The 25,537-nt window shown below is 62.6% G+C and carries 15 protein-coding genes, 2 tRNA genes and 3 rRNA genes; 19 read left to right on the forward strand and 1 reads right to left on the reverse strand.

Features of this window, described 5'->3' with window-relative positions; all coding sequences use genetic code 11:
- Positions 1–141 precede the first annotated feature (141 nt).
- From ACPTTF_RS02505 to ACPTTF_RS02535, 7 genes are all read left to right on the forward strand, one after another.
- Positions 142–1,674: ribosomal RNA gene (locus tag ACPTTF_RS02505) — 16S ribosomal RNA — on the forward strand.
- 62 nt (positions 1,675–1,736) lie between these two features.
- Positions 1,737–1,813: transfer RNA gene (locus tag ACPTTF_RS02510), tRNA-Ile, on the forward strand.
- A gap of 87 nt (positions 1,814–1,900) precedes the next feature.
- Positions 1,901–1,976, forward strand: a tRNA-Ala gene (locus ACPTTF_RS02515).
- A gap of 345 nt (positions 1,977–2,321) precedes the next feature.
- Positions 2,322–5,203, forward strand: a 23S ribosomal RNA gene (locus ACPTTF_RS02520).
- A 154-nt stretch (positions 5,204–5,357) separates the two neighbouring features.
- Positions 5,358–5,470: ribosomal RNA gene (gene rrf / locus ACPTTF_RS02525) — 5S ribosomal RNA — on the forward strand.
- The 16S, 23S and 5S rRNA genes sit together here with 2 tRNA genes alongside, the layout of an rRNA operon.
- Positions 5,471–5,915: 445 nt before the next feature.
- Positions 5,916–7,991 (forward strand): molybdopterin-containing oxidoreductase family protein, encoded by a 2,076-nt coding sequence (locus ACPTTF_RS02530; RefSeq protein WP_423370174.1) that lies wholly within the window; start codon positions 5,916–5,918, stop codon positions 7,989–7,991.
- Positions 7,992–8,127: 136 nt separating this feature from the next.
- Positions 8,128–9,801 carry a long-chain fatty acid--CoA ligase gene (locus tag ACPTTF_RS02535; protein ID WP_166964989.1) on the forward strand — a complete coding sequence of 558 codons (1,674 nt, stop codon included), beginning with the start codon at positions 8,128–8,130 and terminating at the stop codon, positions 9,799–9,801.
- Positions 9,802–10,079: 278 nt separating this feature from the next.
- Here the strand turns inward: ACPTTF_RS02535 and ACPTTF_RS02540 are convergent, their stop codons facing one another.
- On the reverse strand, positions 10,080–11,231 hold the full coding sequence (locus ACPTTF_RS02540) for a porin (protein ID WP_423370175.1): 1,152 nt from the start codon (positions 11,229–11,231) through the stop codon (positions 10,080–10,082).
- Positions 11,232–11,506: 275 nt separating this feature from the next.
- Here ACPTTF_RS02540 and coq7 point away from each other — a divergent pair, with 275 nt between their 5' ends.
- The 12 genes from coq7 to murC all read left to right on the forward strand — a co-directional run bounded on the left by coq7 (position 11,507) and on the right by murC (position 25,536).
- Positions 11,507–12,133, forward strand: coding sequence for a 2-polyprenyl-3-methyl-6-methoxy-1,4-benzoquinone monooxygenase (gene coq7 / locus ACPTTF_RS02545; RefSeq protein ID WP_423370176.1), 627 nt, complete (start codon positions 11,507–11,509; stop codon positions 12,131–12,133).
- A gap of 386 nt (positions 12,134–12,519) precedes the next feature.
- Positions 12,520–12,948 (forward strand): division/cell wall cluster transcriptional repressor MraZ, encoded by a 429-nt coding sequence (gene mraZ / locus ACPTTF_RS02550; protein WP_006487094.1) that lies wholly within the window; start codon positions 12,520–12,522, stop codon positions 12,946–12,948.
- 23 nt (positions 12,949–12,971) lie between these two features.
- A complete protein-coding gene (gene rsmH / locus ACPTTF_RS02555) occupies positions 12,972–13,913 on the forward strand; it encodes a 16S rRNA (cytosine(1402)-N(4))-methyltransferase RsmH (protein WP_166964983.1) in 942 nt (313 codons plus the stop codon).
- A complete protein-coding gene (gene ftsL / locus ACPTTF_RS02560) occupies positions 13,910–14,251 on the forward strand; it encodes a cell division protein FtsL (protein ID WP_021159919.1) in 342 nt (113 codons plus the stop codon). The genes rsmH and ftsL overlap by 4 nt, the downstream gene beginning before the upstream one ends.
- Positions 14,248–16,095 carry a peptidoglycan D,D-transpeptidase FtsI family protein gene (locus ACPTTF_RS02565; RefSeq protein WP_166964981.1) on the forward strand — a complete coding sequence of 616 codons (1,848 nt, stop codon included), beginning with the start codon at positions 14,248–14,250 and terminating at the stop codon, positions 16,093–16,095. The genes ftsL and ACPTTF_RS02565 overlap by 4 nt, the downstream gene beginning before the upstream one ends.
- Positions 16,092–17,630 carry a UDP-N-acetylmuramoyl-L-alanyl-D-glutamate--2,6-diaminopimelate ligase gene (locus ACPTTF_RS02570; RefSeq protein WP_423370177.1) on the forward strand — a complete coding sequence of 513 codons (1,539 nt, stop codon included), beginning with the start codon at positions 16,092–16,094 and terminating at the stop codon, positions 17,628–17,630. The genes ACPTTF_RS02565 and ACPTTF_RS02570 overlap by 4 nt, the downstream gene beginning before the upstream one ends.
- Entirely contained in the window at positions 17,627–19,033 is a 1,407-nt protein-coding gene (locus ACPTTF_RS02575; RefSeq protein WP_423370178.1) for a UDP-N-acetylmuramoyl-tripeptide--D-alanyl-D-alanine ligase, read from the forward strand. The genes ACPTTF_RS02570 and ACPTTF_RS02575 overlap by 4 nt, the downstream gene beginning before the upstream one ends.
- A gap of 16 nt (positions 19,034–19,049) precedes the next feature.
- Entirely contained in the window at positions 19,050–20,219 is a 1,170-nt protein-coding gene (gene mraY / locus ACPTTF_RS02580) for a phospho-N-acetylmuramoyl-pentapeptide-transferase (protein ID WP_006477019.1), read from the forward strand.
- Positions 20,220–20,247: 28 nt separating this feature from the next.
- Positions 20,248–21,762 carry a UDP-N-acetylmuramoyl-L-alanine--D-glutamate ligase gene (gene murD / locus ACPTTF_RS02585; protein ID WP_423370179.1) on the forward strand — a complete coding sequence of 505 codons (1,515 nt, stop codon included), beginning with the start codon at positions 20,248–20,250 and terminating at the stop codon, positions 21,760–21,762.
- On the forward strand, positions 21,759–23,042 hold the full coding sequence (ftsW, locus tag ACPTTF_RS02590) for a putative lipid II flippase FtsW (protein WP_166964973.1): 1,284 nt from the start codon (positions 21,759–21,761) through the stop codon (positions 23,040–23,042). The genes murD and ftsW overlap by 4 nt, the downstream gene beginning before the upstream one ends.
- On the forward strand, positions 23,039–24,142 hold the full coding sequence (murG, locus tag ACPTTF_RS02595; RefSeq protein WP_423370180.1) for an undecaprenyldiphospho-muramoylpentapeptide beta-N-acetylglucosaminyltransferase: 1,104 nt from the start codon (positions 23,039–23,041) through the stop codon (positions 24,140–24,142). The genes ftsW and murG overlap by 4 nt, the downstream gene beginning before the upstream one ends.
- Positions 24,139–25,536, forward strand: coding sequence for a UDP-N-acetylmuramate--L-alanine ligase (gene murC / locus ACPTTF_RS02600; protein ID WP_423370181.1), 1,398 nt, complete (start codon positions 24,139–24,141; stop codon positions 25,534–25,536). The genes murG and murC overlap by 4 nt, the downstream gene beginning before the upstream one ends.
- Position 25,537: the final 1 nt, after the last annotated feature.

Consider the following 25,537-nt stretch of genomic DNA (forward strand, 5'->3'; position numbering starts at 1 on the left):
AGCGAGCTGATCTTCGGATCAGATAGCGAAAGTATCAAGAGTCTCACACTAAAGTAAGTCAGGTTTATGAAGTGATTCATATTCCTGTCAGCTTTGAGTGAGCGACCGGTTCTTAACTGAACCGAAAACAGTAACAGGTTTAAACTGAAGAGTTTGATCCTGGCTCAGATTGAACGCTGGCGGCATGCCTTACACATGCAAGTCGAACGGCAGCACGGGTGCTTGCACCTGGTGGCGAGTGGCGAACGGGTGAGTAATACATCGGAACATGTCCTGTAGTGGGGGATAGCCCGGCGAAAGCCGGATTAATACCGCATACGATCTACGGATGAAAGCGGGGGACCTTCGGGCCTCGCGCTATAGGGTTGGCCGATGGCTGATTAGCTAGTTGGTGGGGTAAAGGCCTACCAAGGCGACGATCAGTAGCTGGTCTGAGAGGACGACCAGCCACACTGGGACTGAGACACGGCCCAGACTCCTACGGGAGGCAGCAGTGGGGAATTTTGGACAATGGGCGAAAGCCTGATCCAGCAATGCCGCGTGTGTGAAGAAGGCCTTCGGGTTGTAAAGCACTTTTGTCCGGAAAGAAATCCTTGGCTCTAATACAGCCGGGGGATGACGGTACCGGAAGAATAAGCACCGGCTAACTACGTGCCAGCAGCCGCGGTAATACGTAGGGTGCGAGCGTTAATCGGAATTACTGGGCGTAAAGCGTGCGCAGGCGGTTTGCTAAGACCGATGTGAAATCCCCGGGCTCAACCTGGGAACTGCATTGGTGACTGGCAGGCTAGAGTATGGCAGAGGGGGGTAGAATTCCACGTGTAGCAGTGAAATGCGTAGAGATGTGGAGGAATACCGATGGCGAAGGCAGCCCCCTGGGCCAATACTGACGCTCATGCACGAAAGCGTGGGGAGCAAACAGGATTAGATACCCTGGTAGTCCACGCCCTAAACGATGTCAACTAGTTGTTGGGGATTCATTTCCTTAGTAACGTAGCTAACGCGTGAAGTTGACCGCCTGGGGAGTACGGTCGCAAGATTAAAACTCAAAGGAATTGACGGGGACCCGCACAAGCGGTGGATGATGTGGATTAATTCGATGCAACGCGAAAAACCTTACCTACCCTTGACATGGTCGGAATCCTGCTGAGAGGTGGGAGTGCTCGAAAGAGAACCGGCGCACAGGTGCTGCATGGCTGTCGTCAGCTCGTGTCGTGAGATGTTGGGTTAAGTCCCGCAACGAGCGCAACCCTTGTCCTTAGTTGCTACGCAAGAGCACTCTAAGGAGACTGCCGGTGACAAACCGGAGGAAGGTGGGGATGACGTCAAGTCCTCATGGCCCTTATGGGTAGGGCTTCACACGTCATACAATGGTCGGAACAGAGGGTTGCCAACCCGCGAGGGGGAGCTAATCCCAGAAAACCGATCGTAGTCCGGATTGCACTCTGCAACTCGAGTGCATGAAGCTGGAATCGCTAGTAATCGCGGATCAGCATGCCGCGGTGAATACGTTCCCGGGTCTTGTACACACCGCCCGTCACACCATGGGAGTGGGTTTTACCAGAAGTGGCTAGTCTAACCGCAAGGAGGACGGTCACCACGGTAGGATTCATGACTGGGGTGAAGTCGTAACAAGGTAGCCGTATCGGAAGGTGCGGCTGGATCACCTCCTTTCCAGAGCTTCTCGCAAAATTGAGCGCTCACGCTTATCGGCTGTAAATTAAAGACAGACTCAGGGGTCTGTAGCTCAGTCGGTTAGAGCACCGTCTTGATAAGGCGGGGGTCGTTGGTTCGAATCCAACCAGACCCACCATTGTCTGACGTGTCGGTGATCGTTAGCGCTTTAGCGCTTACGAGTACCTCAAGCCGACCGGCTAACACCTGAGGATATTCTGTACATGGGGGCATAGCTCAGCTGGGAGAGCACCTGCTTTGCAAGCAGGGGGTCGTCGGTTCGATCCCGTCTGCCTCCACCAATCACCAACGCTAAGGGCTTGGTTCATACGATGAACCGAGAATTTTGCATTGGCGATTGAGCCAGTCAGAGTGATATGAGTAACACCATATCGGCTGTCGTTCTTTAACAATCTGGAAGAAGTAAGTAATTTGGATAGCGGAAGCGTCTTGAGATGGACGTGAAAACTATCCGGGTTGTGATTGTATCGATGTATCTCAAGATGATTCGAACTCTATGTTTGACTCAATTGGAATACGGCACAACGCGAGAACTCAACCTGTAGCGACTGTCGTCCCCTCGGGGATGGGGTCCTCGTAAGCGCTAAAGCGCTAACGATGACCGACATGAGACAGACTCGTTATAGGGTCAAGCGAACAAGTGCATGTGGTGGATGCCTTGGCGATCACAGGCGATGAAGGACGCGGTAGCCTGCGAAAAGCTACGGGGAGCTGGCAAACAAGCTTTGATCCGTAGATGTCCGAATGGGGAAACCCACTCCTTTTGGAGTATCCATGGCTGAATACATAGGCCATGCGAAGCGAACGCGGTGAACTGAAACATCTAAGTAACCGCAGGAAAAGAAATCAACCGAGATTCCCAAAGTAGTGGCGAGCGAAATGGGATGAGCCTTGTACTCTTTATTTGTATTGTTAGCCGAACGCTCTGGAAAGTGCGGCCATAGCGGGTGATAGCCCCGTAGGCGAAAACAGTATGAAAGAACTAAGTGTACGACAAGTAGGGCGGGACACGTGAAATCCTGTCTGAAGATGGGGGGACCATCCTCCAAGGCTAAATACTCGTGATCGACCGATAGTGAACCAGTACCGTGAGGGAAAGGCGAAAAGAACCCCGGGAGGGGAGTGAAATAGATCCTGAAACCGCATGCATACAAACAGTCGGAGCCTCGTAAGGGGTGACGGCGTACCTTTTGTATAATGGGTCAGCGACTTACGTTCAGTAGCAAGCTTAACCGTATAGGGCAGGCGTAGCGAAAGCGAGTCCGAATAGGGCGTTCAGTTGCTGGGCGTAGACCCGAAACCAAGTGATCTATCCATGGCCAGGATGAAGGTGCGGTAACACGTACTGGAGGTCCGAACCCACTAACGTTGAAAAGTTAGGGGATGAGCTGTGGATAGGGGTGAAAGGCTAAACAAACTTGGAAATAGCTGGTTCTCTCCGAAAACTATTTAGGTAGTGCCTCGTGTCTCACCTTCGGGGGTAGAGCACTGTCATGGTTGGGGGGTCTATTGCAGATTACCCCGCCATAGCAAACTCCGAATACCGAAGAGTGCAATCACGGGAGACAGACATCGGGTGCTAACGTCCGGTGTCAAGAGGGAAACAACCCAGACCGCCAGCTAAGGTCCCCAAATATAGCTAAGTGGGAAACGAAGTGGGAAGGCTAAAACAGTCAGGAGGTTGGCTTAGAAGCAGCCACCCTTTAAAGAAAGCGTAATAGCTCACTGATCGAGTCGTCCTGCGCGGAAGATGTAACGGGGCTAAGCTATATACCGAAGCTGCGGATGCGTGCTTTGCACGCATGGTAGGAGAGCGTTCTGTAAGCCTGCGAAGGTGTCTCGGAAGGGATGCTGGAGGTATCAGAAGTGCGAATGCTGACATGAGTAGCGATAAAGGGGGTGAAAGGCCCCCTCGCCGTAAGCCCAAGGTTTCCTACGCAACGTTCATCGGCGTAGGGTGAGTCGGCCCCTAAGGCGAGGCAGAAATGCGTAGCTGATGGGAAGCAGGTCAATATTCCTGCACCATTGTTAGATGCGATGGGGGGACGGATCGCGGAAGGTTGTCCGGGTGTTGGAAGTCCCGGTCGCTGCATTGGAGAAGGCACTTAGGCAAATCCGGGTGCGTAATTCAAGGGTGTGGCGCGAGCTCCTTAGGGAGCGAAGCAATTGGAAGTGGTTCCAAGAAAAGCCTCTAAGCTTCAGTCTAACGATGACCGTACCGCAAACCGACACAGGTGGGCGAGATGAGTATTCTAAGGCGCTTGAGAGAACTCGGGAGAAGGAACTCGGCAAATTGGTACCGTAACTTCGGGATAAGGTACGCCCTTGTAGCTTGATGCCCCTGCGGGCAAAGGGTGAAGGGGTTGCAATAAACTGGTGGCTGCGACTGTTTAATAAAAACACAGCACTCTGCAAACACGAAAGTGGACGTATAGGGTGTGACGCCTGCCCGGTGCCGGAAGATTAAATGATGGGGTGCAAGCTCTTGATTGAAGTCCCGGTAAACGGCGGCCGTAACTATAACGGTCCTAAGGTAGCGAAATTCCTTGTCGGGTAAGTTCCGACCTGCACGAATGGCGTAACGATGGCCACACTGTCTCCTCCCGAGACTCAGCGAAGTTGAAGTGTTTGTGATGATGCAATCTACCCGCGGCTAGACGGAAAGACCCCATGAACCTTTACTGTAGCTTTGCATTGGACTTTGAACCGATCTGTGTAGGATAGGTGGGAGGCTATGAAACCGGAACGCTAGTTTCGGTGGAGCCGTCCTTGAAATACCACCCTGGTTTGTTTGAGGTTCTAACCTTGGCCCGTGATCCGGGTCGGGGACAGTGCATGGTAGGCAGTTTGACTGGGGCGGTCTCCTCCCAAAGCGTAACGGAGGAGTACGAAGGTACGCTAGGTACGGTCGGAAATCGTGCTGATAGTGCAATGGCATAAGCGTGCTTAACTGCGAGACCGACAAGTCGAGCAGGTGCGAAAGCAGGTCATAGTGATCCGGTGGTTCTGTATGGAAGGGCCATCGCTCAACGGATAAAAGGTACTCTGGGGATAACAGGCTGATACCGCCCAAGAGTTCATATCGACGGCGGTGTTTGGCACCTCGATGTCGGCTCATCTCATCCTGGGGCTGTAGCCGGTCCCAAGGGTATGGCTGTTCGCCATTTAAAGAGGTACGTGAGCTGGGTTTAAAACGTCGTGAGACAGTTTGGTCCCTATCTGCCGTGGGCGTTGGATATTTGAAGGGGGCTGCTCCTAGTACGAGAGGACCGGAGTGGACGAACCTCTGGTGTACCGGTTGTCACGCCAGTGGCATCGCCGGGTAGCTATGTTCGGAAGAGATAACCGCTGAAAGCATCTAAGCGGGAAACTCGCCTTAAGATGAGATATCCCTGGGGACTAGATCCCCTTGAAGGGTCGTTCGAGACCAGGACGTTGATAGGTCAGGTGTGTAAGCGCAGTAATGCGTTCAGCTAACTGATACTAATTGCCCGTAAGGCTTGATCCTATAACAAGTCTGCCTTGTAGATCGGCGCCGTGCGACAGCACCGGCCGCAAGATCCAGAGCGACAAGTTGGATTCTCGTGTGTGATACACACAACCTAAATTACTGCTTCTTCCAAGATTGGTTGTGCTGCGAAGCAGCGCAACAACCCTCTTTGCCTGATGACCATAGCGAGTCGGTCCCACCCCTTCCCATCCCGAACAGGACCGTGAAACGACTCTACGCCGATGATAGTGCGGATTCCCGTGTGAAAGTAGGTAATCGTCAGGCTCCCTAAGCCAGAAACCCCCGCCCGAAAGGCGGGGGTTTTTGCATTTCGGCGACGGAAATACGCGGGAGATCGGGATGGGCGGCCTGGCTGGAGTTTCCACATCACTCCTCCCAAGTACAACCAATCGCAACTCCCAGTGTTCCGAAATGGCCAATATCATTCGCGATTTCTTGGTCTACTGATCGTATCTTCGATCAAAGCTGTAATTCCTTCCGCTCCGCGTATCGATTGGCGACGTCATGCGCGATCTGCTTTCCATCGTCGACAACGAATGTCGGGTTGGCCATGCAAGTCTCTCTCCGCAGAAGACGTACCGAACAATCGAAGCTCCACCGCTTCCATCAATCGCTTTTCAGTCAGATACCGCAGAATCCGTATGAAATGAACGCTTTATTCAGCGTGTCCACGTAAAATTTGCGAATCCCCATCTCTGCACTCGAAACGATGAACGCCGCCATTCAGGTAGCCCGGGCCGTCTGCCCGCATGATTGTCCGGACACGTGTGCAATGCGTGTGACTGTCGAAAACGGCAAGGCGATCAAGGTCACGGGCGATCCCGACCATCCGCCGACACAAGGCGTGCTGTGCACGAAAGTCAGCCGATACGCCGATCGCGTTCATCACCCCGACCGTCTCACCGTACCGCTCAAGCGGATCGGCGCCAAAGGGGAAGGGCGTTTCGTACCGATCAGCTGGGACGAGGCGTTCGATGAGATCGGCCGTCGTCTCGGTGAAATCGCGGCGCGCGCACCGGAAGCGATCGTGCCGTACAGCTATGCGGGGACGATGGGGCTCGTGCAAGGGGAGGGCATCGCCCAGCGGTTCTTCCACAAGCTCGGCGCCTCGCGGCTCGAGCGCACGATCTGCGCGGCGGCCGGTGCAGCGGGGTTGCGGTACACCTATGGTGGCAGTCTCGGCATGCACCTCGAGCATTTCGAGGAAAGCGAGCTGATTCTGATTTGGGGAGCGAACCCGATCGCGTCGAGCCTGCACTTCTGGACGCGTGCGCAGGAAGCGAAGCGCCGAGGCGCTCGTCTTGTCGCCATCGATCCGTACCGTTCGCTGACAGCCGAGAAGTGTCATCAGCATATCGCGTTGAAACCAGGTACCGATGGCGCGTTCGCACTCGGCATGATGCACGTGCTGATCACTGAAGACCTGCTCGATCACGACTACATCGCCAGCCATACGCTCGGCTTCGACGCACTCAAGGAACGGGCAATATCCTATCCGCCGGAACGCGTCGCGCAGATCTGCGGTATCGACGCGTCGGAACTGATCGACCTTGCGCGTCGTTACGGCGCTACCCGCAAGGCATCGATCCGCCTCAACTACGGCATGCAGCGTGTTCGCGGCGGTGGTAACGCCGTACGCGCGATCGCAAGTCTGCCGGCGCTGACGGGAGCATGGCGGGATCGGGCCGGCGGGCTGTTGCTCTCGTCGTCGGAATCCGCACCGGTCAACCAGGCGGCGCTGCTGCGCCCGGACTTGATGCCGGGTTGGCCGCACAAGCTGCCGCGCATCATCAACATGAACGCGATCGGCGACGCGCTCTTGCACCCGGGCGATGCAACCTTCGGGCCGAAGGTCGAAGCGGTGATCGTGTACAACTCGAATCCGGTGGCCGTTGCGCCGGATTCTTCGAAAGTCGCCGCGGGGTTCGCGCGTGACGACCTGTTCACGGTCGTTCTCGAGCATTTCAAGACAGATACCGTCGATTTTGCCGACATTGTATTGCCGGCAACCACGCAGCTCGAGCATCTGGACATCCACAAATCGTACGGCCACACCTACGTGATGGCGAACTTGCCGTCGATTCCTCCGGTGGGAGACGCGCGGCCGAATACGGAGATCTTCCGCGGTATCGCGCGCAGCATGGGGCTCGACGAGCCCGCGCTCTATCACAGCGACGAAGAGGTCGCGCGCGCGGCGCTCCGCTGGGACGATCCGGCGCTCGACAGCGACTGGGACACGCTGAAGCATGCCGGCTGGCTGAAGCTCAAGCTTCCGGAGGCGCCGTTCGCGAACGGCGGTTTCCGTACGCCGTCCGGCAAGTGCGAGTTCTATAGCCCGCGGCTCGAGCAGATGGGCTTGGACCCGGTGCCCGACTACCTGCCGCCGTTCGAATCGGCCGAGGCTGCGCCGGAGCTCGCCGCGCGCTATCCGCTCGCGATGATTTCGCCGCCGGCCCGCCACTTCCTGAACAGCACGTTCGTGAATGTCGACAGCCTGCGTCATACCGAAGGCGAGCCGCATCTCGACATTCACCCGTCAGACGCCGACGCACGGGGCATCGCGGAAGGCGACCTCGTTCGCATCTTCAACGACCGCGGATCGATGCAGGCGCTCGCGAGAATTACCGATCGCGCACGTGCAGGGCTCGTCGTCGGGCTGTCGATCTGGTGGAAGAAGCTGTCACCGGACGGCAGGAACGCAAACGAGGTGACGAGCCAGGCGCTCACCGATCTTGGCAATTCGGCGACGTTTTACGATTGCCTTGTGGAAGTTGAACGCATTTGATCGGATATCACCGTATGATCGGACGAATTTCCACGGAAGTTCGAAGTGGACATCTAACCCTGTTGTCTCGAGACGGGCGAGCCGTTACGATGCGTTTTAGCACGACCATTCGAAAATCTGTGAGGAGACGCGCAGTATGGACAAAATTTGGCTGAAATCGTACCCACCCGGCGTTCCAGCCGAAATTGACGCGTCTCCTTATCCCTCTGTTCCAGACCTGCTCGACGAAAGCTTCCGGCAGTACCGCGACCGCACGGCGTTCGTCTGCATGGGCAAGGGCATCACGTACGGCGAACTCGACAAGCTGTCGCGCCAGTTCGGCGCCTGGCTGCAATCGCGTGGGCTTGCGCGTGGGGCGCGCGTTGCGATCATGATGCCGAACGTGCTGCAGTATCCCGTGGCGATCGCCGCGGTACTGCGCGCGGGCTACACCGTCGTCAACGTCAATCCGCTCTATACGCCGCGCGAGCTCGAACATCAGCTGAAAGACAGCGGCGCGGAGGCGATCGTCATCCTCGAGAATTTCGCGTCGACGCTGCAGGCTGTCATCGCGAATACGAGCGTCAAGCACGTCGTCGTCGCATCGATGGGCGATTTGCTGGGCATCAAGGGATGGCTCGTCAACTACGTCGTGCGCAACGTGAAGAAGATGGTGCCCGCCTGGCAACTGCCGTCGTTCACGCGCTTCAAGGCCGCGCTGTCCGAGGGCGCGCGGCAGGCATTCAAGGCGCAGAAGATCGGCCCCGATGACGTCGCGTTCCTGCAATACACGGGCGGTACGACGGGCGTGGCGAAGGGGGCGACGCTGCTGCACCGGAACATCGTGTCGAACGTGCTGCAGGCGGGCGCCTGGCACCATCCGGCGCATGAGAAGTTCCCGGAGGTGAAACAGTTCGTGACGGTCGTCGCGCTGCCGCTGTATCACGTGTTCGCGTTGACCGTCTGCGGTTTCCTGACGATGCGTACCGGGGGCATGGGCATCCTGATCCCGAACCCGCGCGACATCGCCGGCATGATCAAGGAGCTGAAGGGCTACCAGATCTCGACGATCCCGGCGGTCAACACGTTGTACAACGCACTGCTGAACCACCCCGAATTCAATCAGCTCGACCTGTCGAAGCTCGTGATCGCCAACGGCGGCGGCATGGCGATCCAGGAGGGCGTCGCGAAACGCTGGTATGAAAAGACCCATACCGCGATCATCGAAGGATACGGGCTGTCCGAAACGTCGCCGGTGGCGACCTGCAACCCCGTGACGGCGACCGAATACAGCGGCACGATCGGCTTGCCGCTGCCGTCGACCGAAGTGGCGATTCGCGACGATGCGGGCAACGACGTCGCGCTCGGTGAACCCGGCGAGATCTGCATCCGCGGGCCGCAGGTGATGGCCGGCTACTGGAACCGGCCGGACGAGACCGCAAAGGTCATGTTCGCGGACGGCTTCTTCAAGACGGGCGACGTCGGCGTGATGGATGCGCGAGGTTACGTGAAGATCGTCGACCGGAAGAAGGACATGATTCTCGTATCGGGCTTCAACGTGTATCCGAACGAAGTCGAGGACGTGGTGGCGTCGCATCCGGGCGTGTTCGAGGTGGCGGCCGTCGGCGTGCCCGACGAGCATTCCGGCGAAGCCGTGAAGCTGTTCGTCGTGAAGAAGGACCCGGCGCTCACCGACAAGGACATCCTCGCCTACTGCAAGGAGCGGCTCACTGGCTACAAGCGGCCGAAGCTGGTCGAGTTCCGTACGGAGCTGCCGAAAACGAACGTCGGCAAGATCCTGCGGCGCGAACTGCGCGACGGACGCGCGTAACGGCGCGGTCGATCGAATGGAAAAGCCCGGCTCGTGCCGGGCTTTTTTTGTTTGCGCTGGGCCCCCGAAGAGGCTGTTTCCGAACGGGGCTGCTTCCGGAATGGGCTTGCGGCGGTGGGCCGTGCGTTTCGATGCGGCGGAAGCAGGCGGCATGAGGCCCAGCGACAGGCGCGTCACGGCCGGTGCAATGCGCTGCGCTCAGGCTCTGCCGCCGCGGCGGAAAAGAAAAAGGCGCCCGAAGGCGCCTTCAATATGCTGCGGCTTGTCAGGCAAGCTGATTAGAACTTGTGACGGATACCGACGCGTGCTGCGACCTGGTTGCTGGTGCTCGAACCTGCGAGACCGTTGATCGCTGCAGTTGCCTGAATGACGTTGCCGTTCGCGTCGAGCACGCTGCCCGATGCGTGCTGGTACACGCCGATCGCGTAGACGTCGGTGCGCTTCGACAGGAAGTAGTCGACGCCCAGCGAGCCCTGGTGGTACTTGGCTGCCGAGCTGCCGTTGATCTTGCTGCCTTGCGTGTAGTCGTACGCTGCGCCGAGAATCAGCGCCGGGGTCAACTGATACTTGAAGTTGAGTTCGCCGTTGTTGAACGTCGCGCTCTGGTTCACGAACGGACCGGCCGAGAAGCCCTTGAACTTCGTGTTCGAGTACGTCGCGCCGATCGTTGCTGCACCGAACGTGTATGCGCCGCCTGCACCGATGACCTGGTACGTGTTCGCATTGTTCGCGTACGTGCCGTAGACCGGCGACGAGACCGATGCGGACGCGGAGCCGTTGTTGAACATGCCACCGAACTGGTTCGGCGTGCGTGCGTTCAAGTAGCCGACGCCCAAGACCAACGGGCCGTTGTTGTAGCCTGCGCCCAGCGACCAGACCTGGTTCTTCGAGAACTGGCCTGCCTGACCGCCGAAGCTGTACAGGCCGCCGAACGAGAAGCCACCGTAGGTGTTGCTCGTGAACTTGACCGCGTTGTTCACGCGATAGGCGTTGTTGAAGTTGTCGAGGTCGCCCGGGTGAGCGGCGATGTAGCCGCCCCACTGGTCGCCTGCTTCGAGCGGGCCGACGAAGTCGACGACGGAGTCGTATTGACGACCCAGCGTGACCGTACCGTACTGGCTCGACAGGCCGACGTAAGCTTGACGACCGAACATCAGGCCGCCCTGGCCGAGCTTGCCGCTGTTCACGTCGAAACCGTTTTCGAGGGTGAAGATCGCCTTCAGGCCGCCACCGAGGTCTTCGGTGCCGCGCAGGCCGAAGCGGCTGCCTTGCATCACGCCGCTGGCCATGCTGTACAGGTGCTTGCCGCCCGCGTTGTTGTTGAAGAGCAGGCCTTCATCGATGATGCCGTAAAGCGTCACGCTGCTTTGCGCATGGGCAGCGCCAGCGAACGCGCCCAGCGCGACGAGCGCGAGAAGCGACTTTTTCATTAACGGATCTCCAAAAATCACTGAATTTTTCTGGCGGGGCGGATAGTTATGTTCTGTTGACGGGCCCCATCAACTTCGCAAGAAGTCGCACGTAATGTAGCAAAACCGTTTTTTGCCACAAAGCGAAATGCCGCAGCTCAAGGTCGCCATGTTTCCTTTATGCAACAATGGTTAAAATCACGGGTTAACCGCAATTTCCGCTGAATAATCAAGTCGGTTACGCAGCGGACTCGTGCCCTTGCCGCTCGCGGCAGCACATGCAGCCAGGAGAACAGATGGTGTTTGATGAACTGATCAGCGAATTCGATCGCGGCCTGCGATCACTGACGGGCATTAGCCGGATGAGCCGGCCGGTGCCCGCACCGGCCGAGGCGCCGGCCGTCGAACTGACACCCGCGGAGCGTACGCATGCCGCAGGGCTGATGCGCGTGAACCACGTCGGCGAGGTCTGCGCCCAGGCGCTGTACCAGGCGCAGAAACTCACTGCGCGCACGGCATCCGCGAAGGCGATGTTCGAGGAAGCCGCGCGCGAGGAGGAGGACCACCTCGCGTGGACCGCGCATCGCCTGAAAGAGCTCGACTCGCGCCCGAGCCTGTTGAACCCGCTCTGGTATGCGGGTTCGCTCGTGATCGGCGTGGCGGCTGGCGCGCTCGGCGACAAGGTCAGCCTCGGCTTCATGGCCGAGACCGAACGGCAGGTCGAGAGTCATCTCGAAGGCCATATGTCGGAGTTGCCGGCGGCCGATACCGCATCGCGCGCGATCGTCGACCAGATGCGTATCGACGAAGTGAAGCACGGCAAGGCCGCGGCCGATGCAGGCGGGATCGAACTGCCGCTGCCCGCACGGATGCTGATGCGCGCCGCGTCGAAAGTCATGACGAGCACTGCGTACTATCTGTGAGATTCACACCGGGGCGATGCGTGACGTCGCCCCGGTTCCCCGCCGCTGATACCGCCCGTTTATTCCTCGTTTTCCCGCCCCCGAAAGCCCCGTCCGCACACCCGTCTGGCCCGTCTTTCTCACGTATCACCTTCACAAGTTGCACTAGCTCATTCATTTATAACGGTTTTTGGAATGAGGGGTCGCATGAGCATGTGCGCGTAAGTCCTTGTTCTAACTAACAAAATTCGTCAAAAAAGCGGGCCGCTCCCTTGACCGTGTCACACCCTTCCTCTAAAGTGGGAGACAGTGTGAGAAAGTGTATTTTTGTGTGATTTGGCGGGCTATTCCGGCTAAATTCTGAGCATTGAGCGGGTGCTTCGGTGCCCTGAACGGGAGAGCGGAAAGTGTTCCAAGGGGCGTCGGCGCTGACGCTCGATGCGAAAGGGCGGATGTCGGTGCCGGCTCGCTATCGCGAAGCGCTGCAAGGACAGGCAGAAGGACGGGTGACTGTAACCAAGCACCCGGACGGCTGCCTGTTGCTGTTTCCGCGCCCCGAATGGGAGGTATTCCGCGCCAAGATCGCCGCGCTGCCGATGGACGCGCACTGGTGGCGGCGCATTTTTCTCGGCAATGCGATGGATGTCGATCTCGACAGCGCAGGCCGGATTCTTGTATCGCCCGAGCTGCGCATGGCAGCCGGGCTGGAAAAGGAAGTCATGTTGTTGGGAATGGGTAGTCACTTCGAGCTGTGGGATTCGCAGACCTACAACGCGAAGGAGCAGGCGGCGATGGCGCAGGGCATGCCCGACGCGCTGAAGAATTTCACGTTCTGATTGCGGTGACGGAGACTCCCGCGATGGGAAACGAATTGCGGCATCGGACGGTGCTGTTGGATGAAGCGGTCGAGTCGCTCGTGACGCGGCCGGACGGCGTTTATGTCGACGGCACGTTCGGGCGCGGCGGCCATAGCCGCGCGGTGCTCGCGCGGCTGGCGACGGCCGGGCGGCTGATCGCGTTCGACAAGGATCCGCGAGCGATCGAGACGGCGCAGGGCATCGAGGATGCGCGCTTCTCGATCGTGCATGACAGCTTTGCATCGATGCGCGACGCGCTTGCGGCGCGCGGTATCGAGAAGGTGTCGGGTGTGTTGCTTGACCTGGGCGTGTCCTCGCCGCAGGTGGACGATCCGGCGCGCGGCTTCAGTTTCCGCGCGGATGGTCCGCTGGATATGCGAATGGATCCGACGCGCGGCGAGTCGGCGGCGGAATGGCTCGCACGGGCAACGGTGCAGGAATTGACGGAGGTGATACGAGATTATGGGGAAGAACGGTTTGCTTTTCAGATTGCAAAGGCGCTTGTTGCTCGCCGGGCAGAGTCCGACCGTCTTGGGCCTCTCGACACCACGGGCGAGCTTGCCCAAATCGTGGGTCACGTCGTCAAAACCCGTGAGAAGGGCAAGGATCCGGCAACCCGCACCTTTCAGGCTATACGGATTCACGTCAATCAAGAGCTTGCGGACCTGCAAGTCGTACTAGACGCGGCACTGTCGTTGCTGGAGCAAGGGGGGCGGCTGGTGGTCATCAGCTTTCATTCACTCGAGGACCGGATCGTCAAGCGATTCATGCAGGCGCACGCGAGTGCGCCTGCGGTCGATCGTCGCCTGCCGATCCGTGCCGTCGACCTCCCGAGCCCGCCGCTCAAGATCATCAGCCGCCAGTTTCCGAGTGAAGCGGAAGTCGCTGCGAATCCGCGTGCCCGCTCGGCCGTGATGCGCATTGCGGAGCGCGTCACGCCATGAGCCGCTTCAATATCTTCCTGCTGATCATCGTGATGGGTTGCGCGCTGTCGGTCGTCAATTCGACGAACCAGCAGCGGCAGATCTTCATCCAGCTGCAGCGCGCGCAATCGCAGGAGCGTCAGCTCCAGCAGGACTACGCGCAGCTTCAATATCAGCAGAGCGCGCTGTCGAAGACATCGCGCATCGAGCAGCTCGCGAACGATTCGCTGAAGATGCAGCCGATCTCGACCGGCCGCACGCAATACCTGACGCTGCCGCCGGGCGCCGCGAAGGCGATCGACGCGCCGATCCCGGCTTCGGCCGACACGGCAGGCAAGGGCAAGGGAGGCGCGCGATGAAGCCGTCCCAGAAGCGCCAGAACGTGAAGTTCTCGTCCAGCCCGGTGCTGGGCGTGCATCTGCCGATGTGGCGCTCGAAGCTCGTCGTGTTCCTGCTGTTCATGGCGTTCGTCGCGCTGGCCGCGCGCGCGTTCTGGATCCAGGGGCCCGGCAACGCGTTCTACCAGAAGCAGGGCGAAAGCCGCTACCAGCGCACACTCGAGCTGCCGGCGACGCGCGGCAAGATTCTCGACCGTAACGGGCTCGTGCTCGCGACGAGCCTGCCCGTGCGCGCGATCTGGGCGATTCCCGACGCGGTGCCGGACGATCTCGATGCCGACAAGGTCAACCAGCTCGGCAAGCTCCTCGGCATGACGCCGAAGGAACTGCGCGTGAAGCTGTCGGAAGACAAGGGGTTCGTCTACGTGAAGCGCCAGGTGCCGCTCGACGTTGCGGACAAGGTCGCCGCGCTCGACATTCCCGGCATCTACCAGCGCAACGAATACAAGCGCTTCTATCCGGAAGGCGAGATCACCGCTCACCTGATCGGCTTCACGAACGTCGAGGACGAAGGGCAGGAAGGCGTCGAACTCGGCGACCAGAAGATGCTGTCCGGCACGTCGGGCGTGCGTCGCGTGATCAAGGACCGGATGGGACACATCGTCGAGGACGTCGCCGAGCAGATCCCGCCGCACAACGGGACCGACGTCGACCTGTCGATCGACAGCAAGATCCAGTACATCGCGTACGCGAACCTGAAGGCCGCCGTCGAGAAGTTCAAGGCGAAGGCCGGCGCGGCGATGGTCGTCGATGTGCGTACCGGCGAGGTGCTCGCGCTCGTCAACTACCCGACGTACAACCCGAACGACCGCTCGCGCATGACGGGCGAGCAGTTGCGCAACCGGATCATGACCGACGTGTTCGAGCCGGGCTCGATCATGAAGCCGTTCACGGTATCGCTCGCGCTCGACCTGCACCGCGTGACGCCGAACACGCTCGTCGAAACGGGCAACGGGCATTTCGTGCTCGACGGCGCGCCGATCACCGACGACGCGGGTTTCGGCACGCTGACGGTTGGCGGCGTGATCCAGAAGTCGAGCAACATCGGCGCGACGAAGATCGCGATGACGATGCGGCCCGAGGAAATGTGGAATATGTATACGAGCATCGGCCTCGGCCAGGCGCCGAAGGTCGGGTTCCCGGGCGCGGTGGCCGGCCGCCTGCGTCCGTGGAAGAGCTGGCGTCGCATCGAGCAGGCGACGATGTCGTACGGCTACGGCCTGTCGGTGTCGCTGTTCCAGCTCGCACGCGCTTACACGGCGATCGCGCATGACGGCGAGCTGATGCCCGTGACCATTTTCAAGACCGACCCCAACCAGCCGGTCGTGGGCACGCAGGTGTTCAACCCGACCACCGCGCGCGAAGTGCGCGCGATGCTCGAAACGGTGGTGGCGCCGGGCGGCACGTCGCCCGATGCGGCCGTGCCGGGCTATCGCGTCGGCGGCAAGAGCGGTACCGCGTACAAGCATGAAGGTCACGGCTACACGCGCAAGTACCGCGCGTCGTTCGTCGGGATGGCGCCGATGCCGAATCCGCGCATCGTCGTCGCGGTGTCGGTCGACGAGCCGACCGCCGGCAGCCACTTCGGCGGACAGGTGTCCGGCCCCGTATTCTCGGCGATCGCCGGCGATACGATGCGTGCACTGAACGTGCCGCCGAACATGCCGATCAAGCAGCTTGTCGTGTCTGACGATTCGCCGGCAGCACCTTCCGCAACGGGGCCGCAAAAGCTGGCCGCGGGTGGCGGTGCGAAGCATATGATCGTGTCCAGCACGACGCGTAATTCACCAGGAGTTGTTCGATGAGCGCCGCTCGCAGTTCCCATCCGGCGCATCAGCAGATCGCAGCCGCGCTTGCGTGGCTGCGTCAGCATGTGGCCCCCGCAGCGCAACTGCATGCCGACACGCGCAGCCTCAAGGCCGGCGACGTGTTTCTTGCGTATGCGGTCGACGGGGCCGACAACCGCGCTTTCGTTGTCGATGCCGTCGCGCGCGGTGCGGCCGCTGTGCTGTATCAGCCGGAAGGGCTGGCCGCGGCACCGGCGGTGCCTGTTGCACTGGCCGTGCCGGCGCTCGATCAGCTCGCCGGCGAGATCGCCAGCGGCTGGTACGACGATCCGAGCGACAGCTTGCTCGCGGTGGGCGTAACCGGCACGAACGGCAAAACTTCGTGCACGCAATGGATCGCCGCCGCGCTGACGGCGCTGCACCAGCCGTGCGCGGTGATCGGCACGCTCGGCAGCGGGATGCCCGGCCAGCTCGTGCCGACGGGTTTCACGACCCCCGACGCGCCGCAACTGCAGCGCAGTCTCGCGCAGTTGCGCGACGCGGGCGCGAAGGCCGTGGCGATGGAAGTGTCGTCGCACGCGCTGCACCAGGGGCGCGTGAACGGCACGGCCTTCGACATCGCGGTATTTACGAACCTCACGCAGGATCACCTCGACTATCACGGCACGTTCGATGCGTATGAAGCCGCGAAGGCGAAACTGTTCGCGTGGCGCGGCCTGCGCGCGGCGGTCGTCAACCGCGACGACGCAGCCGGCCGGCGCCTGCTCGAGAAGCTCGCCGGCCGCGTGCGCACGATCGCGTACGGGATCGGCGACGCACCGGCGCCCGACGCCGATCGCGAACTGGTCGCGATCGACGTGCGCGCCACTGCAACCGGCACGGCGTTCCGCCTGCGCTCGTCGTGGGGCGACGCGGACGTCGAGGTCGGCACGCTCGGCACGTTCAACGTCAGCAACCTGCTCGCGGTGCTTGGCTCGCTGCTCGCAGCCGACGTGCCGTTCGACGCCGCACTCGCCGAGATCGCACGGCTCGAGTCCGTCAACGGCCGGATGCAGCGGCTCGGCGGCCGGTTGCAGAACGACGAACCGCTCGTCGTGATCGACTACGCACACACGCCCGACGCGCTCGAAAAGACGCTCGACGCGCTGCGCCCGATCGCCGCGGCGCGCGGCGGCCGGCTCGTCTGCATGTTCGGCTGCGGCGGTGATCGCGATGCGACGAAGCGCCCGTTGATGGGCGCGATCGCGGAGCGGCTCGCCGATGAAACCGTCGTCACGAGCGACAACCCGCGCAGCGAGGATCCGCAGCGCATCATCGACCAGATCGTCGCAGGCATGACCACGCCCGATCGCGCACGCCGTATCGAGGATCGCGCGAGCGCGATCCTGCAGGCGGTGCGCGGCGCCGCACGCGAGGATGTCGTCGTGCTGGCCGGCAAGGGCCACGAGGCCACGCAGGAAATCATGGGCAAGAAGCGTACGTTCTCCGACCAGGATCACGCCCGGCTCGCGCTGGCAGCGCGCGCGACGCACGGCAAGGGAGGCGCCGAATGACGATGCTGAGCCTCGGCGAAGCCGCCCGCCTGATTCCCGGTGCAACCGTCCACGGCGATGCGGGCGTCACGTTCGATCGCGTGTCGACGGACAGCCGCACGGTCGGCCCCGGCGACCTGTTCGTTGCACTGAAAGGCGAGCGCTTCGACGCGCACGACTTCCTTGGCGATGTCGCTGCGCGCGGTGCTGCCGCGGCGCTCGTCGCGCACGTGCCGACGGGCGTCACGATGCCGGCAATCGAAGGCGGCGAAACACGCGCCGCGCTCGGCACACTTGCGCATGGCTGGCGCAAACGATTCGCGTTGCCGCTCGTCGCGGTGACGGGCAGTAACGGCAAGACGACCGTCAAGGAAATGATCGCGTCGATCTTCGCGGCGGCGGTCGGCGCCAATGCGCGGCTCGCGACGGCCGGCAACCTGAACAACGACGTCGGCCTGCCGCTGACGCTGCTGCGCCTGTCGGCCCAGCATCGTCTCGCGGTGATCGAGATCGGGATGAACCACCCGGGCGAGACCGAAGTCCTCGCGCGCCTCACGGCGCCGACGGTCGCGCTCGTCAACAACGCGCAGCGCGAGCACCAGGAATTCATGGCGACGGTGGAAGCTGTCGCGCTCGAACACGCGGCCGTGATTCACGCGCTGCCGCCGGACGGCGTTGCGGTGTTCCCGGCCGACGATGCGTATGCGGGCATCTGGCGCGTCGCGGCGACCGGCAACCGGATCCTCGATTTCGCGCTGCACGATGCCGAACGGCAGAACGATGCGCAGGTCATCGGCCGCCTGCACGGCGGCGAACTCGCGATCGACACGCCCGCGGGCGCCGTCACGGTGCGGCTGCGCGCGCTCGGCGAGCACAACGCGCGCAACGCGCTGGCCGCGACGGCCGCGGCACTGGGCGCCGGCGTCGCGCTGTCGGCGATCAAGCAGGGCCTCGAATCATTCGAGCCGGTCAAGGGCCGGCTGCAGGTGAAGCAGGCGATCGCAGGCAGCCTCGCGGGTGCAACGGTCGTCGACGATACGTACAACGCGAATCCCGATTCGATGCGTGCCGCGATCGACGTGCTCGCCACGCAACCGGCGCCGCGCGTGCTGGTGATCGGTGACATGGGCGAGGTCGGCGACGAAGGGCCAGCGTTCCACCGGGAGGTCGGTGCATACGCGCGCGAGCGCGGGATCGACGCGCTGTTCGCGCTCGGCGACGCATCGCGCGATGCCTGCGCGGCGTACGGCGACACGGCCCGCCATTTCGGCGACGTCGGCGCGCTGGTCGACGCGCTGCTCGCGGCGGGCTACGGCGCGCAGGCGACGCTGCTCGTGAAGGGCTCGCGGTACATGAAGATGGAGCGCGTGGTCGACGCGCTGACGAACCAACCCGCGGCGGGCACGGCGCCCGCTGCACACTGAGTAGAAGGAAGGAAGCATGCTGCTGGCGCTGGCGCAATGGCTGCAAGGAGACGCAAGCTTTTTGCGCTTGTTCACGTACCTCACATTCCGTGCGGTGATGGCCACCATCACCGCGCTCGGGATCGGGCTCGTGTGCGGACCGTGGGTGATCCGCAAGCTGACGCAAATGAAGGTCGGGCAGGCCGTGCGCAAGGACGGCCCGCAGACCCACCTCGTCAAGTCCGGCACGCCGACGATGGGCGGCGTGCTGATCCTGATCGGCATCGCGGTCGCGACGCTGTTGTGGGGCGACCTGACGAACCGTTTCATCTGGATCGTGATGCTTGTCACGTTCGGTTTCGGCGTGATCGGCTGGGTCGACGACTACCGCAAGGTCGTCCACAAGGATCCGCGCGGGATGTCGTCGCGCGAGAAGTATTTCTGGCAATCGGTGATCGGGCTGTTTGCGGCCGTCTATCTCGCTTTCAGCGTGTCCGAGGCGAACAACGTGCGCGTGTTCGACCTGTTCATGGCTTGGGTGAGGAGCGGCCTGTCGATGGGGCTGCCGGCACGCGCCGACCTGATGCTGCCGTTCCTGAAGTCGATCAGCTATCCGCTCGGCGTCTGGGGCTTCATCGTGCTGACGTACTTCGTGATCGTCGGTGCGAGCAACGCAGTGAACCTGACCGACGGCCTCGACGGCCTCGTGATCATGCCGGTCGTGCTGGTCGGTGCGTCGCTGGGTGTGTTCGCGTACGTGATGGGCAGCGCGGTCTATTCAAAATACCTGCTGTTTCCGCACATTCCGGGCGCGGGCGAACTGCTGATCTTCTGTTCCGCGATGGGCGGGGCAGGGCTCGCGTTCCTCTGGTACAACACGCACCCCGCGCAGGTGTTCATGGGCGACGTCGGCGCGCTGGCGCTCGGCGGCGCGCTCGGCACGGTCGCGGTGATCGTGCGCCAGGAAATCGTGCTGTTCATCATGGGCGGCATCTTCGTCGCGGAAACGCTGTCGGTGATGCTGCAGGTTTCATGGTTCAAGTACACGAAAAAGCGTTACGGCGAAGGGCGGCGCCTGCTCAAGATGGCGCCGCTGCATCACCATTTCGAGTTGTCCGGCTGGAAAGAAACGCAGGTGGTCGTGCGTTTCTGGATCATCACGCTGATGCTGTGCCTGTTCGGTCTGACCACCCTCAAGCTGCGGTAAAGGAAAGGTAACAAGGATGTCTGGCGAGATGTTTGGAGATCGGCAACGGCCGATGGTGCTCGTACTGGGGCTCGGGGAATCGGGTCTCGCGATCGCGCGATGGTGCGCGAGGCACGGGTGCCGGCTGCGTATTGCCGATACCCGCGAGGCGCCGCCGAACCTTGCCGCGCTGCAGGCCGAAGGCATCGATGCGGAATTCGTCGGCGGGGCGTTCACGCCCGCGCTGCTCGACGGCGGCGTCGAGATCGTCGGGCTGAGCCCCGGGCTGTCGCCGCTCGAACCGGCACTCGCGGCGTTGGTTGCGGCCGCGAACGAGCGCGGCGTCGCGGTGTGGGGCGAGCTGGAATTCTTCGCGCAGGCGCTGCGTGCGCTCGGCACGAGCGGCTACCAGCCGAAGGTGCTCGCGATCACGGGCACCAACGGCAAGACCACGACGACGAGCCTCACGGGCCTGCTGTGCCAGCGCTCGGGCAAGAAGGTCGCCGTCGCGGGCAACATCAGCCCCGCGATGCTCGACCGGCTCGCCGGTGCGATCGACGAAACCGCGCTGCCCGATGTATGGGTGCTCGAACTGTCGAGCTTCCAGCTCGAGACCGCGCGCACGTTCTCGCCCGATGCGGCCGCGATCCTCAACATCACGCAGGACCACCTCGACTGGCACGGCAGCTTCGACGCGTACACACAGGCAAAGGGCCGGATCTTCGGCGCGACGACGACGCGCGTGCTGAACCGCGACGATGCGGCCGTGATGAAGTTCGCGCCGGCAGCCGGCGCGGCCGACTCGCCGCGTACGGTCACGTTCGGCCTGAACGAGCCGGTACAGGACGGCGACTACGGGCTGTCGCGCGACAACGGCATCGCGTGGCTGGTGGAAGCCGTCGATCGCGATGCACCCGACGAAGCGGCGACGACGAGCCGCCGGCGCAAGCGCGATGCCGTGCATACGCCCGACATCGCGCAGAAGCGCTTGATGCCGGCCGACGCACTGCGTATTCGCGGGCTGCACAACGCGGCGAACGCGCTGGCTGCGTTCGCGCTCGCACGCGCGATCGACCTGCCGGCCGCACCACTGCTGCACGCGCTGCGCGAGTACCGCGGCGAAGCGCATCGCGTCGAAGTGATCGCGACGATCGACGACGTGGACTACGTCGACGACAGCAAGGGCACGAACGTCGGTGCGACGGTTGCCGCGCTCGACGGGCTCGCCCAGAAGATCGTGCTGATCGCGGGCGGCGACGGCAAGGGTCAGGATTTCGCGCCGCTGGTTGCGCCGGTTGCGCGCTGGTGCCGCGCGGTGATGCTGATCGGCCGTGACGCGCCGGCGATCCGCGACACGCTCGCCGAAACGGGCGTACCGCTTGCCGATCACGCGACGCTCGAAGGCGCGGTGCACGCGGCGGCCGACCTCGCCGAACCGGGCGATGCGGTGCTGCTGTCGCCCGCATGCGCGAGCCTCGACATGTTCAGGAACTATGCCCATCGCGCGGATGTGTTCCGCGCGGCGGTCGACGAAATCGCCATCGACAAAGGAGCGACGCCATGAGCTGGTCCGATCGCATCGTCTCCCGTTTCAACGATCGGCGCGACACCGGCGGCAATGCCGCGGGCGGCCGCGTCGCGTCGGCCACGCGCGCCGCGACGGGCGGCCTCGCGAGCGTCGTCAACGGCGTGCGCCCGAGCCGTTCGAGGATGCTCGACTTCGACTACTCGCTGCTGTGGGTCGCGATCGCGCTGCTCGGGCTGGGCGTCGTGATGGTGTACTCGGCGTCGATCGCGATGCCCGATTCGCCGAAATACGCGTCGTATCACGATTACGCGTTCCTGATGCGCCACTGCATCTCGCTCGTCGTCGCGTTCATCGCGGCGGTGATCGCGTTCCGGGTGCCGGTGTCGACATGGGACAAGTACGCGCCGCATCTCTTCCTGATCGCGCTCGTCGGCCTCGTGATCGTGCTGATCCCGCACGTCGGCAAGGGCGTGAACGGTGCCCGCCGCTGGATTCCGCTCGGCATCACGAACATGCAGCCGTCGGAAATCATGAAGCTCGCGGTGACGATCTACGCGGCGAACTACACGGTGCGCAAGCAGGAATACATGCAGAGCTTCGCGAAGGGCTTCCTGCCGATGGCATTCGCGGTCGGGCTGGTCGGTGCGCTGCTGCTGCTCGAGCCTGACATGGGCGCGTTCATGGTGGTCGCGGCGATCGCGATGGGTGTGCTGTTCCTCGGCGGCGTGAACGGCAAGCTGTTCGGCGGCCTCGTCGCGACGGCGGTCGGCACGTTCACGATGCTGGTGTGGCTGTCGCCGTGGCGTCGCGAGCGGATCTTCGCGTACCTCGATCCGTGGGACGAGCGCTACGCGCAGGGCAAGGCGTACCAGCTCACGCACTCGCTGATCGCGTTCGGACGTGGCGAGTGGTTCGGGGTCGGCCTCGGCGGCAGCGTCGAGAAGCTGAACTACCTGCCGGAAGCCCATACCGACTTCATCCTCGCGGTGATCGGCGAGGAACTCGGCTTCGTCGGCGTGCTGGTCGTGATCCTGTTGTTCTACTGGATCGTGCGCCGTGCGTTCGAGATCGGCCGCCAGGCGCTCGCGCTCGATCGCACGTTCGCGGGCCTGATGGCCAAAGGTATCGGCATCTGGTTCGGTGCGCAGACCTTCATCAACATGGGCGTGAACCTCGGGCTGCTGCCGACCAAGGGCCTGACGCTGCCGCTCGTGAGCTACGGCGGCTCCGGCATTCTGCTGAACTGCGTGGCGATCGCGGTGCTGCTGCGGGTCGACTATGAAAACCGGGTGCTGATGCGCGGAGGGAAGGTATGACCGCGTCGCAACGCACGCTGATGGTGATGGCAGGCGGCACCGGGGGCCACGTGTTCCCGGGGCTCGCGGTCGCGCACCGGATGGAAGCGGCGGGCTGGCGCGTCGTGTGGCTCGGCAATCCGGCCGGGATGGAAGCGACGCTCGTGCCGAAGCACGGCATTCCGATGGAGTACGTGCGGTTCGGCGGGCTGCGCGGCAAGGGCCTGAAGACCAAGCTGACGCTGCCGGTCAACCTGCTGCGCGCATGCTGGCAGAGCCTCGGCGCGCTGCGCCGCGTGCGGCCGGACGTCGTGCTCGGGATGGGCGGCTACATCACGTTCCCGGCGGGCGTGATGGCCGCGCTGTCGGGGCGTCCGCTCGTGCTGCATGAACAGAATTCGATCGCGGGCCTGACTAACAAGGTGCTTGCGAAACTCGCGAAGCGCGTGCTCGTCGCATTCCCCGGCGCGCTGCCGCACGCGGAATGGACGGGTAACCCGATTCGCGCGGAACTTGCCGGCACGGAAGCGCCCAAAGCACGCTATGCATCGCGCAGCGGCCCGCTGAACGTGCTGGTCGTCGGCGGCAGCCTTGGTGCGACCGCGCTGAACGAAGTCGTGCCGCGCGCGCTGGCGCTGCTGACGCCGGGCGAACGCCCGCGCGTCGTGCACCAGGCCGGTGTGAAGCACATCGAAGCATTGAAGACGAATTACGAAGCGGCCGGTTTCTCGGCCGGCGAAGACGTGCGGCTCGTGCCGTTCATCGACGACATGGCGGCCGCGTATGCGGCGGCGGATCTTGTGATCTGCCGGTCGGGTGCGATGACGGTGTCGGAGATCGCGGCGGTGGGCGTGGCGGCGCTGTTCGTGCCGTTCCCGTACGCGGTCGACGATCACCAGACGACCAACGCCGCGTTCCTCGCCGATGCGGGCGCGGCCGTACTGGTGCAACAACGCGACCTGTCGGCGGATCTGCTCGCCGACTGGCTGCGCGGCCAGTCGCGGGCATCGCTTGCCGACATGGCGGAACGTTCGCGTGCATTGGCGAAGCCCGAGGCCACCGAGGAAGTCGCGCGCGTGTGCGCGAAGGCGGCCGGCGCGAACCTGGAAATACTGCAATGAAACACATCGTCAAACACATTCATTTCGTCGGGATCGGCGGCGCGGGCATGAGCGGCATCGCTGAAGTGCTCGTCAACCTCGGCTACGAAGTCAGCGGCTCGGACCTGTCGCGCAACGCGGTGACCGATCGCCTGGAGGCGCTCGGCGCACGGATCGCGATCGGCCACGACGCGGCGAACATCGAGGGCGCGAACGCGGTCGTCGTATCGACGGCCGTGCGCTCGGACAACCCGGAAGTGCTGGCCGCGCGTGCGAAGCGCGTGCCGATCGTGCAGCGCGCGGTGATGCTGGCGGAGCTGATGCGCCTGAAGCAGGGGATCGCGATTGCCGGCACGCACGGCAAGACCACGACGACGAGCCTCGTCGCGAGCGTGCTCGCGGCGGGCGGGCTGGACCCGACCTTCGTGATCGGCGGGCGGCTGATCAGCGCTGGCGCGAACGCGCGGCTCGGCACGGGCGACTTCATCGTCGCCGAGGCCGACGAGTCGGACGCGTCGTTCCTGAATCTGTACCCGGTGATCGAAGTCATCACGAACATCGACGCCGACCACATGGACACCTACGGCCACGATTTCGCGCGGCTCAAGCACGCGTTCATCGAATTCACGCAGCGTCTGCCGTTCTACGGCAGCGCGGTCGTGTGCGTCGACGATCCGAACGTGCGGCAGATCATCCCGTTTATCTCGAAGCCGGTCGTGCGCTACGGCCTGTCGCCGGACGCGCAGGTGCGTGCCGAGAACATCGACGCGCGCGATGGCCGCATGCATTTCACGGTGATCCGCGAAGGGCGCGCGCCGCTCTCGGTCGTACTGAACATGCCGGGCCTGCACAACGTGCAGAACGCACTCGCGGCGATCGCGATTGCCACCGACCTCGGCGTGACGGATGACGCGATCCAGCTGGCGCTGGCGGAATTCAACGGCGTCGGCCGGCGTTTCCAGCGTTACGGCGAGGTGCCGACCGCAGACGGCGGCCAGTACACGCTGATCGACGACTACGGCCATCACCCGGTCGAGATGGCCGCGACGATCGCGGCCGCGCGCGGTGCGTTCCCGGGGCGTCGCCTCGTGTTGGCGTTCCAGCCGCACCGCTACACGCGTACGCGCGATTGCTTCGACGATTTCGTCAACGTGCTGTCGACGGTCGATGCGCTGGTGCTGACGGAAGTCTACGCGGCCGGCGAGGCTGCGATCTCGACCGCTAATGGCGAAGCGCTGTCGCGCGCGTTGCGCGCGGTCGGGAAGGTTGACCCGGTGTTCGTCGCGACGGTCGACGACGTGCCGGACGCATTGGCGAAGGTCGCGCAGAACGGCGATGTGGTGATCACGATGGGCGCGGGTTCGATCGGCGGCGTGCCGACGAAGGTCACGCAGCACACTCAACAGAAGGCATGAC

Source organism: Burkholderia crassaminum (assembly GCF_964265005.1).
Lineage (GTDB): Bacteria > Pseudomonadota > Gammaproteobacteria > Burkholderiales > Burkholderiaceae > Burkholderia.